General features: G+C 54.3%; 11 protein-coding genes. 7 read left to right on the forward strand and 4 right to left on the reverse strand.

Going from position 1 to position 14745, the window contains the following annotated elements; translation table 11 throughout:
* Nucleotides 1-57: 57 nt before the first annotated feature.
* From G604_RS0103225 to G604_RS0103240, 4 genes are read right to left on the reverse strand one after another with little or no spacing between them, the layout of a single operon-like run.
* Nucleotides 58-1923, reverse strand: a complete 1866-nt coding sequence (locus G604_RS0103225; RefSeq protein WP_028909297.1) for a phosphoethanolamine transferase — start codon at nucleotides 1921-1923, stop codon at nucleotides 58-60.
* Between the two features lie 51 nt (nucleotides 1924-1974).
* Nucleotides 1975-2571 carry a nicotinate (nicotinamide) nucleotide adenylyltransferase gene (nadD, locus tag G604_RS0103230; RefSeq protein ID WP_028909298.1) on the reverse strand — a complete coding sequence of 199 codons (597 nt, stop codon included), beginning with the start codon at nucleotides 2569-2571 and terminating at the stop codon, nucleotides 1975-1977.
* An 11-nt stretch (nucleotides 2572-2582) separates the two neighbouring features.
* The gene (gmk, locus tag G604_RS0103235) at nucleotides 2583-3155 is read right to left on the reverse strand and encodes a guanylate kinase (RefSeq protein WP_028909299.1); all 573 of its coding nucleotides are present in this window, start codon (nucleotides 3153-3155) and stop codon (nucleotides 2583-2585) included.
* Between the two features lie 16 nt (nucleotides 3156-3171).
* A complete protein-coding gene (locus G604_RS0103240; protein WP_028909300.1) occupies nucleotides 3172-4047 on the reverse strand; it encodes a YicC/YloC family endoribonuclease in 876 nt (291 codons plus the stop codon).
* 86 nt (nucleotides 4048-4133) lie between these two features.
* Between G604_RS0103240 and tsaB the strand changes: the two genes are divergently transcribed.
* The 7 genes from tsaB to gltB all read left to right on the forward strand — a co-directional run bounded on the left by tsaB (nucleotide 4134) and on the right by gltB (nucleotide 14740).
* Entirely contained in the window at nucleotides 4134-4826 is a 693-nt protein-coding gene (tsaB, locus tag G604_RS0103245) for a tRNA (adenosine(37)-N6)-threonylcarbamoyltransferase complex dimerization subunit type 1 TsaB (protein ID WP_028909301.1), read from the forward strand.
* Nucleotide 4827: 1 nt separating this feature from the next.
* A complete protein-coding gene (locus G604_RS0103250) occupies nucleotides 4828-5436 on the forward strand; it encodes a DUF4290 domain-containing protein (RefSeq protein WP_028909302.1) in 609 nt (202 codons plus the stop codon).
* A 4-nt stretch (nucleotides 5437-5440) separates the two neighbouring features.
* The gene (gene murA, locus G604_RS0103255; RefSeq protein ID WP_028909303.1) at nucleotides 5441-6751 is read left to right on the forward strand and encodes a UDP-N-acetylglucosamine 1-carboxyvinyltransferase; all 1311 of its coding nucleotides are present in this window, start codon (nucleotides 5441-5443) and stop codon (nucleotides 6749-6751) included.
* Nucleotides 6752-6853: 102 nt separating this feature from the next.
* Nucleotides 6854-7429 (forward strand): ribosome maturation factor RimM, encoded by a 576-nt coding sequence (gene rimM, locus G604_RS0103260; protein ID WP_028909304.1) that lies wholly within the window; start codon nucleotides 6854-6856, stop codon nucleotides 7427-7429.
* Nucleotides 7430-7436: 7 nt separating this feature from the next.
* On the forward strand, nucleotides 7437-8591 hold the full coding sequence (locus G604_RS0103265) for a 1-deoxy-D-xylulose-5-phosphate reductoisomerase (protein ID WP_028909305.1): 1155 nt from the start codon (nucleotides 7437-7439) through the stop codon (nucleotides 8589-8591).
* A 4-nt stretch (nucleotides 8592-8595) separates the two neighbouring features.
* Nucleotides 8596-9972: an RIP metalloprotease RseP gene (rseP, locus tag G604_RS0103270; RefSeq protein ID WP_028909306.1), complete on the forward strand. Its 1377-nt coding sequence runs from the start codon at nucleotides 8596-8598 to the stop codon at nucleotides 9970-9972.
* A 271-nt stretch (nucleotides 9973-10243) separates the two neighbouring features.
* On the forward strand, nucleotides 10244-14740 hold the full coding sequence (gltB, locus tag G604_RS0103275) for a glutamate synthase large subunit (protein WP_028909307.1): 4497 nt from the start codon (nucleotides 10244-10246) through the stop codon (nucleotides 14738-14740).
* Nucleotides 14741-14745: the final 5 nt, after the last annotated feature.

A 14745-nucleotide genomic window follows, 5' to 3' on the forward strand; every position in this document is an offset into this window, starting at 1 on the left:
AATCAAATCGTTGCGGATCATGATAAATCATGTCCCTACGTTTACTTTTTTAATTTTTTACTTTTTACTTCTCAATACGTCGTAGTCGGCACTGTTCTTCAGGATGCGCGGACGGTTCTCATCATACTCCGGACTGATGAGATCATACTTCGCATGATAGTCCTTCGCATGAATACCCGCAAGGTCGAGGAGCAGATGCGGCAGAGCATCCGTCATGAACTTCTTATGACGGGCACGGATGATGCTGCGGAAGATCTCACGATGCTGACGGCGGTAGGACGGTGAACAGTAGATCCAGAACGGAATCTCAAACTCATAATGGGCCAATGGCCAGTCGATCTTCGCGCTATGGTTGCGGCAGATAAAGCCACGGTTGCCCTCGTAACATTCCTCTCCATGATCAGGCATATAGATCACGACGGCATTCTCACGACGAAAACGTCTGACAATCTGGTTGACGATGGAGTCGTTATACCGGCATGCATTGTCATAATAGGACAGGATCTTGCGCTGACGGTCACTGAGATCGGGACGCTTGTCCTCATAGCTGCTGGCCCAGAAGTAATTGCGGCCTTCCGGATAACGGTCCTGATAAGCCACATGCTGTCCGATGAGATGGAAGATGATGAGGTTATAGTCCTTCTTGCCGCCGAGCTTGATCTTTCCTTGTTTCACAAAGTCATCATAACAGTGCAGCAGGCCCTCATCATATTGATAGAGCTTCGTATTGCGGAGGTCAAACTCATATTTGCTCAGTGCCGGGTCGTTGAGGAAGAAACCACCGCTGAAGTCATACACCGCCTGTTTGGCAGCGGGGAGGAACTGATTCGTCAGGAACGTCACCTGATAGCCGGCCTTGCGGAACAGCTCGGGGAAGAGCGGATAGTCGCACCACTCTCCCGGCTCGCCGACAACATGGAGTGACAGGAAGTTTTTGAACACGTAGCTCGTCAGGTTCCAACAAGTCACAACATCGTCAAACTTGATGAGCGATCCCTGCTTTTGCATCCGCACCTGATTGGGCGTCGTCTCCATGAAATAACCATACTGCTGACTGTGCTGGCGGCCATAGCTCTCACCGATGATCAATACGATCGTCGGTGACTTATAGTCACAACTGTCCACCTTCACCGTCCCGGCGGCCTTCAATAGCGTCGTCAACTGCTGACCGGCGAGATGATTGGCATAAAGGCTGAAGACCAGACGGTAGATCGGCTCATAGAGATTTCCGTGGTCCTTCTCCGTCAGCGTATGTTCCACCTCTCCGATCGACGTGCCACTAAAGAGTTTATGCAGCGCTATCTTGTTCGGCCAACTGGCGACGGCACTCCATACCACAAGGACAAGGACGATAGAGCCCATGCACCGCGGGATAAGCTTCAGCTGATGACGGAACACATAGGCCACATGCTCATGAATGGCCGCCACCTTTTGGTCGACATGGAGCTTGCGGAAGATCCAGTGGCGCATGCGGAAGAGGATATGACAGAGAATCAGCAACAGGATCCAGCCCACATTACTGAGGACGAGGTCGGCATCGATGAGGGAGGAGAAGAAATCGCCTACCTCACGGCTGTCGGTCTCATTGACCAACATGAGCATCGACGGATTCAACGTCGAGTCAAAATTCACGAAGCAGTAGACATCCACGAGGGCCGTGACATAAAGAATGATATACAACAGTCCCTTGATAATGTTACGCACGCGCGTCGGGATCGGCGTCAGAATCAGACAGACGACATAAAGGTCGAAGAACAGCTCCAGATAGAGATTGTCATAAATCTGCGGTCCGTGGCCGCCGGGCATCGTACACAACGCACAGAGGACACCCAGGGCATACATGAAACCAAAAAAGATCGGATTGGTCTTGATCGGCACGAGGACCTTGTCGACAATGGTAAATATCTTCTTGATCACACTCATTTTCTTATCTTCATCAGTTGTTTATTTGATAGGATGGCGGAACATGATCAGTCATGTCCCTACGTAAGCCTTGATTACCCTCTTCTCAATCGCTTCGGGTACAAGGCCATGGATCGGAGCTCCGGCACGCACACGCTCACGGATCAGCGTACTGCTCACGGGCAACAACGGCGTATGGACTATCTCCACGCCACGAATAGGAAGACCATGGGGCAGTGGGGGATCGACGGGATGCTCCTCTCGGGGATAGACGATGATCTTATAATCCCGGAGGATCTCCTCATAGCCATACCAGTGGTCGAAGGCTGCCCAGTTGTCGCCGCCGATGAGGAGCACGAACTCCGTATCGGGATAGTCTTTTCTCAGGGCTCGCAGCGTATGGAGGGTATAGGATGGTTTCGGGAGATGAAACTCGTAGTCACTGGCCACAAGACCGTCCTCGCCCCGTACGGCGTCACGCACCAAGGTCAGCCGCTCCTCGTCGTCGAGGAGGTCCGTCTGTTGCTTCCACGGGTTCTGCGGCGTCACGAGAAACCACACCTCGTCAAGCCCGCCCTCTTTCCGGAGTGCCTTGGCCAACGCGATATGCCCCACATGAATAGGATTAAAACTGCCGCCGAAGAGGCCCACGCGACGTTGATGATTCATCAGTTTGCTTCTTATTTCTTCAGAAACTCCTTAATTAGCTGATAGGTCTGCTCCTCCGCCGTCACCAAGTTGTCATTGACAACGACATGATCGAACTTCGGAGCAAACGTCAGCTCATAACTGGCCTTTGCCAAGCGTTGCTCGATGACCTCAGGGGCATCGGTGGCACGGCCGACGAGACGGCGGCGCAGCTCCTCGATCGACGGCGGCTGGATGAAGATGCTCATGGCATGGTCGCCATAGAACTGCTTGATATGGCAGCCACCCTTCACGTCAACATCGAAGACTACATTCTCGCCACGCGCCGTCTGCGTCTCCACCTGTGACTTCAGGGTGCCGTAGAAACGGTTCTCATAGACCTCCTCATACTCCAGAAACTCGCCGGCGGCAATCTTCGCCTTGAAAGCCTCGGGAGTGAGGAAGAAATACTCCACGCCGTCACGCTCCGTCCCACGCGGGGCACGGCTCGTACAACTGATGGAGAAGGCGAGCTTCAACTCCGGGTGCTCGCGCATGAGCCACTGCACGATCGTGCTCTTCCCCGATCCGCTCGGGGCTGAGAAGATAATTAACTTTCCTGCCATAACATTCTCTATTTTTTTACAGGGCATTGAGAACCTGCTCCTTGATCTGCTCCAGTTCGTCCTTCATCTTCACCACGATATTCTGCATCTCGGCATTGTTGCTCTTCGAACCCGTGGTGTTGATCTCACGGCCCATCTCCTGAGCGATGAAACCGAGCTTCTTGCCGACAGGACGCTCCTCGTCCATCGTCTCACGGAAATATTTCAGATGATTCGTCAGACGCTGCTTCTCCTCACTGATGTCGAGCTTCTCAATATAATAGATCAGCTCCTGCTCCAGGCGGTTCTTATCATATTCTACCTCGGGAATCTGCTCCAGGCCCTTGATGATCTGCTCCTTAATCTTCGGCACACGGCTCTTCTCAAAAGGCTCGATACTCTTCAGCAGCGCCTCGATATTGTCGACCTTCTCATGGAACTTCTTCTCCAGGGCAGCTCCCTCCTGACGGCGGAAGGACTGCAGGGCGGCAATCGCCTCTTCAATGGCCTTCGAGGCAACGGCCCACTCCTCATCATCGAGGGTCTCCGTCTCTGTCGTCGTCAGCACGTCAGGGAGACGGAGGAGGACAGAGAACCAGTCCTGCGGCTCGGGGATGCCCGTTCTCTGGGCGAGTTCCTTAATCTGATGATAGTAGTTTTCCACCAGTTCACCGTTGACCGGCGTGGCATCCGTTCCGGCTTCCTTCTCTACCCAGATGGCGAAGTCTACCTTGCCGCGCTCCAGCGCTTTCGTGATGGTCCGGCGAATCTCCATCTCCTTCTCACGGTAGATCGGGGCAATACGTGTGGAGAGATCAAGACTCTTCGAATTCAGTGATTTAATCTCTACATTGATCTTCTTTCCTTTGTAAGTGACTACGGCTTTTCCATAGCCAGTCATGGATTGTATCATAATAGTTCACGTTAAATTTCTGCAAAACTACAAAAAAATCGGGAAAAATCAGTAAATTTGCACCTTATAATAAGAAAATATTTTTTATGTCGGTCATATTAAACATTGAAACGAGCACGAACGTGTGCTCTGTCGCCGTCTCTCAGAACGGTGAATGTATTTTCAACAAAGAGGACCACAGTGGTCCTAACCATGCTGAGCAGTTGGGTCAGTTTGTTGACGAGGCGCTCTCTTTCACGGACAACCACGCCATTCCTTTCGATGCCGTCGCTGTCAGTGGAGGACCCGGTTCCTACACGGGACTGCGCATCGGCACGTCCATGGCCAAGGGTATCTGCTACGGCCGTAGTCTGAAGCTCATCGCTGTGCCGACCCTCGAGCTCCTCTGTGTCCCCGTTCTCCTCAAGGAGCTCATCCCCGAGGAGAATGCCCTGTTGGTACCGATGATCGATGCCCGCCGCATGGAAGTCTACGCACAAGTCTTCGACCGCAGCCTGAAGGAGATCCGGCCCATCCAGGCCGATGTCGTCGACGCCGATACCTATAAGGAGTATCTCGACCGCGGACCCGTCTATTTCTTCGGCAATGGTGCCGCCAAGTGCATGGAAGCCATCAACCATCCCAATGCCCATCTCGTCCCGAACATCGAGCCACTGGCCAAGAACATGTTCCCGCTGGCCGAGAAGCGCATCGCCGAGGAGCACTACGAGGATGTAGCCTATTTCGTGCCGTTCTATCTGAAAGACTTCGTTGCCAAGAAACCCAAGAAACTTTTATAATATGAACATACAAGGATTGGACTATAATACCCAGCGCGAACAACTCGTGCTCCCGGAATACGGCCGTGTGGTACAGAACATGGTCGATTACTGCGTCAACATCCCCGACAAGGCTGAGCGACAGGTATGCGCCGAGACCATCGTCACCATCATGCGACGCATGTTCCCGGCCGACCAGGATGCGGAGGACTACGACCGAAAACTGTGGGACCATCTCGCTATGATGAGTCATTTCAAGCTCGACATCGACTATCCTTATGACGTAGAGAAAGCCCGTCAGGTCCGTCAGACGCGTCCGAATCCCATCGAGTATCCGATGAAGCGCATCCCCATCCGCCATTACGGTAACCTGATGTTCGAGGTTTTCGACCAACTCAAGCACATGGAGCCGGGACCAGAGCGTGACGAGCTCGTGCGCATCACCGCCAACCAGATGAAGCGTGACCTCATGCAGTGGAGCCACGGCTCCTGCGATGACGAAAAGGTCGCTTCCGACCTCGCGCGGTTCACCGATGGTGTCATCCAGCTCGACCTCGACAGTTTCCAGTTTGACCACATCAAACCGGATAGCGGCAATACGAACAACAACGGAAAGAAGAAACGCAGATAGGCCTATGGAGTCGTTCATTATTGAAGGAGGACATCCCCTCCGCGGAACCATCAAGCCTCAGGGCGCCAAGAACGAGGCCCTGGAGGTGATCTGTGCCACTCTGTTGACGACAGAGCCGGTACGTATCGACAATATCCCGAACATTCTGGATGTCAACAACCTCATCAAACTGCTGCAGGATATCGGCGTAAAGGTCACGCGCCACAGTGCCCACGACTATACCTTCCAGTCGGATGAGCTGGACCTGCACTATCTCGGCAGTACCGATTTCGTCCATAAATGCGCGCAGCTCCGTGGCAGTGTGCTGATGATCGGTCCGCTCCTCGGCCGTTTCGGCAAGGCTACGGTAGCGCAGCCCGGTGGCGACAAGATCGGACGCCGCCGTCTCGACACCCATTTCCTCGGTTTCAAGCATCTCGGCGCGAAGTTCGTCCGTGATGAGGAGCGCAATGTCTATGAGATCCAGGCCAAGAAACTCAAGGGCACGTACATGCTCCTCGACGAGGCCTCCGTCACGGGTACGGCCAATATCATCATGGCCGCCGTCATGGCGGAAGGGACGACAACGATCTACAATGCCGCCTGCGAGCCCTATATCCAACAACTCTGTCACTTGCTGAACCACATGGGTGCCAACATCAGCGGCATCGGCAGCAACCTCGTCACCATCGTCGGCGTGAAGGAGCTCCATGGCGCCACACACCATATTCTCCCCGACATGATTGAGGTGGGTTCCTTCATCGGCATGGCTGCCATGTGCGGTGAGGGCGTCCGCATCAAGGACTGCTCGGTGAAGAATCTCGGCATCATCCCCGACGCCTTCCGCCGCCTCGGCGTGAAGATCCATGTGGAGGATGACGACCTCGTCATTCCACAACAGAAACACTATGCCGTGGAGTCGTTCATCGACGGCACGATCATGACCCTCGCTGATGCTCCATGGCCGGGACTGACACCAGACCTGCTGTCCGTGCTCCTCGTTGTAGCGACACAAGCCAAGGGCACCGTCCTTATCCATCAGAAAATGTTCGAGAGCCGCCTGTTCTTCGTCGATAAGCTCATCGACATGGGCGCGCAGATCATCCTCTGCGATCCCCACCGCGCCGTCGTCGTCGGTCATGACCGCCATCGTACGCTCCGCGCCGGCCGTATGAGCAGCCCCGATATCCGTGCCGGTATCGCCCTGCTCATCGCTGCCATGGATGCCCATGGCACGAGTCGCATTGAGAATATCGCGCAGATCGACCGTGGCTACGAGGATATTGAGAACCGTCTCAACCGCCTCGGCGCCTGCATCCGCCGCGTCAGTGAGTAGGAGGCCTCTCCCAACGATCCCCTTGCAGGGGCCGTCCCTTGTGGCGGCCCGATGCCGGAACGGCATTCAAAAAGGGAACATAACGGAAAAATAATAAAATAAATGATCTCCAGAGACTCTATATATAAAATAGGTGTAATCGGTAAACCTCACGGCGTAAAAGGAGAGGTGACGTTCAACTTCGACGATGATGTTTTCGACCGTACGGATGCCGACTACCTCATCCTCGACGTCGACGGAATCCTCGTGCCGTTCTTCATGGAGGAATACCGATTCAAGAATGACGAGATGGCCCTCATGAAGTTCGAGGATATCGACACCCAGGAACAGGCACGCACATTGACCGGCTGTGAGGTCTTCTTCCCACGGGAGAAAGCCCAGGAAGCAGAAGGCGAAGCCTCTCTCTCACAGCTCGTCGGTTTCACCCTTGTGAATGCTGAGGAACTTACCGCTGACGCCGAAAAGGCCAACGGTACTGCTGCCGACGATTCCACCGGTACGCCCGTCGGTACGATCCGCGCCATCGATGACAGTACCGCCAACCTTCTCTTGGAGGTAGAGACGCCCAATGGCCGCCAGCTCCTCATCCCCATGAGCGATGATCTCATCACGAATATTGACTGGGAAGGCCATCGCCTCGTCATGCGCATCCCCGAAGGCCTCCTCGATCTCAACTAGAACAACAATGAAGAAACAACAGATATGTATCCTCGGCTCCACCGGCTCCATCGGTACCCAAGCCCTCGATGTCATCGCACAACACCCCGACCGTTATGAGGCCTACTGCCTCACGGCCAACAACAGCGTGGAGAAGCTCGCCGCCCAGGCCCACAAGTTCCATCCTGCCGCTGTCGTCATCGCCAACGAGGCCCATTACGACGAACTGCAGCAGCTCCTCGCCGACGAGCCCGACATCAAGGTCTATGCCGGCAAGGAAGCCCTCAACGAAATTGTCGAGGCTGAGCCCATCGATATGGTCCTCGCGGCCATGGTCGGCTTCGCCGGTCTGACGCCGACAATCCATGCTATCCGTGCCCATAAGAAGATCTGTCTGGCCAACAAGGAGACACTCGTCGTTGCCGGTGAGCTGATCTGTCAGTTGTCCCAGGAGAACCACGCGCCCATCCTTCCCGTGGACAGTGAGCACAGCGCCATCTTCCAGAGCCTCGTCGGTGAGGATCAGAATGAGATCGACAAGATCCTGCTGACCTGCAGCGGCGGTCCCTTCCGTCTCTTCTCACATGAGCAGTTGAAGACCGTCACCGCCGCCGACGCCCTCCGCCATCCGACGTGGGACATGGGCGCAAAGATCACCATCGACTCGGCATCTCTGATGAACAAAGGTTTTGAGGTCATTGAGGCCAGATGGCTCTTCGGCGTTCCCGCGGAGCAAATCGAGGTACTCATCCATCCGCAGAGCGTCGTCCACAGTGGCGTCCAGTTCAAAGATGGTGCCGTGAAGGCCCAGCTCGGCGTCCCCGACATGCGACTGCCGATCCAGTACGCCTTCTCTTTCCCCGAACGGCTGAGTCTCAACGGCGACCGTCTGAACCTCTTCGACATTCAGCATCTCGACTTCTTTAAGCCCGACACGAAGAAGTTCCCGTGCCTGGCCCTGGCCTACGATGCCATCCGGAAGGGCGGCAATATGCCGTGCATCCTCAATGCCGCCAACGAGATCGTCAATGCTGCCTTCCGCCGTGGCTACTGCTCCTTCCTCGGTATGGCCGACATCATCGAGAAGACCATGGCAAAAGCCACCTTCGACAAGAATCCGGACTACGACGTCTATATGCAGACCGACGCCGAAGCCCGCAAAATAGCAACATCACTCTTATAAGACAATGGAAATTTTTCTGATCAAGGCCCTTCAGTTCGCCTTGGCCATCTCTCTACTCGTACTCCTCCACGAAGGAGGACACTTCTTCTTCTCCAAGCTCTTCGGCGTAAGAGTGGAGAAGTTCTACCTCTTCTTCGATCCCTGGTTCCATCTCTTCGAGTTCAAGCCGAAGAACAGTGAGACGACCTACGGCATCGGCTGGCTGCCCCTCGGTGGCTACTGTAAGATTGCCGGTATGATCGACGAGAGCTTCGACACCGAACAGATGAAGAAGCCCGCACAGCCGTGGGAGTTCCGTTCCAAGCCAGCCTGGCAGCGTCTGCTGATCATGGTCGGTGGTGTCCTCGTCAATTTCATCACGGCCCTCGTGATTTATGCCGCTATCATGTTCCACTGGGGCGAGACCTATGTCGCCACGAAGGACATGACTTATGGTATGCAGTTCAACCAGGAAGCCAAGGCCATGGGCTTTCAAGACCACGATATTCTTCTCGGTACCGATAAAGTAACCTTCAAGGACTTCAATGTCGATGTCTACCGTAAGATCAGTGAGGCCAAGCGTGTCGATGTGCTGCGCCATGGAAAGAAAGTCAGCATCTCTCTCTCCGGCGATATCAATCTTCTGGACATGCTGAAGAACAAGCCCGCCTTCATGGTCCCCTATATGCCCAATACGGTCGACAGCATTGTCAAGGGAGATCCAGCAGACAAGGCCGGCATCCGCCACGGCGATAAGATCCTCGCTTTCAATGGTAAGAAGATCACGACCTACACGGACTTCATGCTTGCCATCAAGGCCAAGCAGGACGATCTCAACAAGGGCATGAGCCATACCGACAGCGTGAAGATCCTCACCGTTCCCATTGTCTTCCAGCATGCCGGAGCGGCAAAGGCCGACACGGCAATGATCACGCTGACACCTGACGTGAAGATCGGGGCCGTCTTCACGAATGTCGTCAAAGATTACAAGCAGACCCACATCACCTACTCCTTCCTGCAGAGCATCCCCGCCGGTATCAAATATGGCTGGAACGTGCTGAAGAGTTATGTCGACGACATGAAGTATGTATTCTCCGCCGACGGCGTGAAGAGTCTCGGCGGCTTCGGCGCCATCGGAAACCTCTTCCCCGCACAGTGGGACTGGTACATGTTCTGGAAGATGACGGCATTCCTGAGCATCATCCTCGCCTTCATGAATATCCTGCCGATCCCCGCCCTCGACGGCGGCCACGTGGCCTTTCTCCTCTATGAGATGATTACGCACCGCAAACCGAGTGAGAACTTCCTCGTCAAGGCGGAATATGTCGGCTTCGCCATCCTCATCGTCCTCCTGATCGTGGCGAACCTCAATGATATCCTCCGGGCATTAGGATATATGTAAAAGATGTAGGGACATGATTGATCATGATCCGCAATAAGACGGAACATGATCAATTATGTCCCTACATTCATTTTGTAATTTGGCACCCGAATAACCTACCTAAAAACACGTTAAAACTGCATAATTATGTATTTTTCCTTAATAATCGTAAGTTCTTAAAAATTTATTATTATATTTTTCGCCTTTTTTGAGCTTTTTTGAAATAAAACATGTATCTTTGCAACCAAATTGATAGGAAATAGATAATTTCTGAATTATAATACTAGCGTTTATGGCAAAAGGATTGTATAATGCGTCCTACGAGCACGATGCGTGTGGCGTAGGAATGGTCGTGAATATCCACGGCAACAAGAGCCATGATCTCGTCGACAACGCCTTGAAGGTTCTCGAGAACCTGCGCCATCGTGGTGCAGAGGGAGCCGACGGCAAGACGGGTGATGGTGCCGGAATCTTACTGCAGATTCCTCATGAGTTTATTCTTCTGCAGGGTATCCCTGTTCCCGAGAAGGGAAAATACGGTACCGGACTGGTCTTTTTGCCTAAGGACGAGAAGCGCCAGCAGCAGATCCTCTCCATTATGATTGAGGAGATTGAGCGTGAGGGCCTGTCCCTGATGCATCTCCGTAATGTCCCCACCAATCCCGACTGTCTCGGTGAGGCAGCCCTGGAGTCGGAACCGGACATCAAGCAGGTCTTTGTCACTGGTGTCACCGATGATAAGGTGCCGACTTTCGAGCGCACGCTCTATATCATCCGTAAAAAGATTGAGCGCCGCGTTCACGACAAGGACTTCTACATCTGCTCCCTGTCCAGCAAGAGCATCGTATATAAAGGTATGCTCTCCTCCTTGCAGCTTCGTCAGTATTATCCTGACCTGACCAATAACTACTTCACTTCCGGTCTGGCACTCGTCCACAGCCGTTTCTCCACGAACACCTTCCCGACCTGGTCACTGGCCCAGCCGTTCCGTATGCTCGCCCACAATGGTGAGATCAATACCATCCGCGGCAACCGCGCCTGGATGAAGGCCCGTGAGAGCGTCCTCTCCTCCCCCACCCTCGGCGATATCCATGATATCAGCCCGATCGTTCAGCCGGGAATGAGTGACTCCGCAAGTCTCGACAATGTCTTCGAGTTCTTCGTCATGAGTGGTCTGTCACTGCCTCACGCCATGGCTGTCATGGTTCCTGAGAGCTTCAACGACAAGAACCCCATCTCCGAAGACCTGAAGGCCTTCTATGAATATTACTCCATCCTCATGGAGCCGTGGGACGGCCCTGCCGCCCTCCTCTTCAGCGATGGCCGCTATGCCGGTGGTATGCTCGACCGTAATGGTCTGCGTCCGGCCCGCTACACCATCACAAAGAACGACACGATGGTCGTTGCCTCTGAGGCCGGTGTCCTTGACTTCGATCCTACGGAGATCGCTGAGAAAGGACGTCTGCAGCCCGGTAAGATTCTCCTCGTCGATACGCAGGAAGGAAAGATCTACTATGATGGCGAGATCAAGGAGCGCCTCGCTGCCGAGCATCCCTACCGTCAATGGCTGAACACCAACCGTATCCAACTCGAGAAGATCCACAGTGGCCGTAAGGTCTCCAACGCCGTTGAGAACCTCACGCGTAAGGAGATTGAGTTTGGATTTGGAGAGGAGGATGTCGACGGTACGATTGTGCCGATGGCCACGAAAGGTCAGGAGCCTACCGCTTCCATGGGTAATGACACGCCGCTGGCAGTCCTCTCCGAGAAGCCGCAGATCTTCTTCAACTATTTCCGTCAGCAGTTCGCCCAGGTCACGAACCCGGCAATCGACTCCATCCGTGAGAACCTCGTGATGAGTCTCACCGAGTATATCGGTCGTGTCGGTACGGGAATCCTCAACCCCGATGAGACCAACTGTAAGATGGTCCGTCTGCCCCACCCGATCCTGACAAATACCCAACTTGATATTCTTTGTAATATCCGTTATAAAGGCTTCAACACCATCAAGCTCCCCATGCTCTTCGAGCGTGAGAAAGGTGCCGAAGGTCTCCACGAAGCCCTCGACAAGCTCTGTAAGGCTGCCGAGAAGAGCGTCGATGACGGATACAACTATATCATCCTCTCCGACCGTGATGTCGACGAGACGCATGTCGCCATCCCGTCACTCCTCGCCGTGAGTGCCGTACACCACTACCTCATCAATGTCGGCAAGCGTGTACAGACGGCGCTGATCGTGGAGAGCGGTGAGATCCGCGAGGTGATGCATGCCGCCCTGTTGCTCGGCTATGGCGCCAGCGCCCTCTGCCCGTATATGACCTATGCCGTACTCGACGACCTCGTCAAGCGCGGCAAGATCCAGGAGGACTATCCTACTGCCGAGGCCAATTATATCAAGGCCGTGAAGAAGGGCCTTTACAAGATCATGGCCAAGATGGGTATCTCTACCATCCGTTCCTACCGTGGCGCTCAGATCTTCGAGGCTGTCGGTCTCTCCGAGAGTCTGCTGAAAGCCTACTTCGGTACAGAGACGAGCAGCATCGGCGGTATCGGTCTGAAGACTATCGCAAAGGATGCCATTGCCTTCCATGACAAGACCTTCGGCAAGGGTGAGCACCGCAACGCGAAGGGTGAGCTCGTCGGTCCGAAATTCCTGCCGAACTTCGGCCAGTTCCACTATCGTAAGGACGGTATCAAGCATGCCTGGAATCCGGAGACCATCGCCACACTGCAGCTTGCTACACGTAAGGGCGACTATAACCTCTTCAAGAAATATACTGATCTCGTAGACCATAAGGAAGAGCCGATCTTCATCCGTGACTTCTTCGACTATAAGAAGAACCCCATCGATATTAATAAGGTGGAGCCGGTAGAGAAGATCGTCCGTCACTTCGTTACCGGTGCTATGAGTTTCGGTGCCCTGTCAAAAGAGGCTCATGAAGCTCTCGCTCTGGCTATGAACTACCTCGGTGCACGTAGCAACACCGGTGAAGGTGGTGAGGACAGCGAGCGCTTCCACGAGACCGTCGACGGTATCTCCCTGAGTTCAAAGACCAAGCAGGTGGCCAGTGGCCGTTTCGGTGTCACCACCGAATACCTCGTCAATGCTGAGGAGATTCAGATCAAGGTTGCCCAGGGCGCTAAGCCTGGTGAGGGTGGCCAGCTGCCGGGCTTTAAGGTTAACGAGATTATCGCCAAGACCCGTCACTCTATTCCGGGCATCTCCCTCATCTCTCCGCCGCCTCATCACGATATCTACTCCATCGAGGATCTGAAACAGCTCATCTTCGATCTGAAGAATGTCAACCCGAAGGCTGCCATCAGCGTGAAGCTTGTTGCTGAGAGCGGTGTCGGTACGATTGCCGCCGGTGTTGTGAAGGCAAAGGCAGATCTGATCGTGATCTCCGGCGCTGAGGGCGGTACGGGTGCAAGTCCTGCCTCCTCCATGCGTTTCGCCGGTATCTCTCCAGAGATCGGTATTGCCGAGACCCAGCAGACGCTCGTCAAGAACGGCCTGCGCTCTCTCGTCCGTCTGCAGGTGGATGGACAGTTGAAGAGTGGCCGTGACGTCATCATGATGGCGCTTCTCGGTGCTGAGGAGTTCGGTTTCGGTACTGCCGCCCTGATCACCCTCGGTTGTGTGATGATGCGTAAGTGTAACCAGAACACCTGTCCGATGGGTGTCGCCACACAGGATCCGAAGCTCCGCGCTCATTTCCGTGGCGATTATCACTACGTCATCAACTTCTTCAAGTTCCTCGCTCAGGAGGTTCGTGAATACCTCGCCGACATGGGCTTCACCTCTCTCAACGATATCGTTGGCCGTACGGACCTCATCGTCCCGAAGCATACCGACAACGAGAAGTGGGAGAGCCTCGACTTCCATAACCTCCTCCATCAGGAGAAGGGTGACAGCAGTCTCTACTGCACGAAGACGCAGGAGCACGACCTCAGTGGTATTCTCGACCAGCAGCTCATCAACGCTTGCCAGAAGTCTATTGAGGACAAGGAAGAGGTCAACCTCGACTATGCCATCCGCAATACGAACCGTGCCGTCGGTACGATGCTCAGCGGTGTCATCGCTTCTAAATATGGTGAGGCCGGTCTGCCCGACAAGACCATCAATGTGAAGTTCAAGGGCTCCGCCGGTCAGAGTTTCGGTGCCTTCCTCGTGAAGGGTGTCGACTTCAAGCTCGAGGGCGAGACCAATGACTACTTCGCCAAGGGTCTCTCCGGTGGTCGTATCTCTATCCTCCCGCCGATCCGCAGCAACTTCGCTGCAGAGGACAACATCATCGCCGGTAACACCGGTCTGTATGGTGCTACGAGTGGTGAGCTCTATATCAACGGAAAGGTCGGTGAGCGTTTCGCCGTACGTAACTCCGGAGCCATCGCCGTCATCGAGGGTGCCGGTGACCACTGCTGTGAGTATATGACCGGCGGACGTGTCGTCGTCCTCGGTGAGACAGGCCGTAACTTCGCCGCCGGTATGAGTGGTGGTGTCGCTTACGTCTGGGATAAGAACCACAACTTCGACTACTTCTGTAACATGGATATGGTGGAGATCAACCTCGTCGAGGAAAGTAGCTACCGCAAGGAGCTCCACGAGCTCATCCGCCAGCACTATCTCTACACCGGCTCAAAGCTCGCCCGCACGATGCTCGACGACTGGAACCACTATGTGGAGGACTTCATCCAGGTTGTACCTATCGAGTACAAGCGTGTCCTCCAGGAGGAGCAGGTGAAGAAGCTCCAGCAGAAGATCGCAGATATGCAACGTGACTATTAAAAAGA

It is taken from the genome of Prevotella sp. AGR2160, from assembly GCF_000424185.1.
In the GTDB taxonomy this organism is placed as follows: Bacteria; Bacteroidota; Bacteroidia; order Bacteroidales; family Bacteroidaceae; genus Prevotella.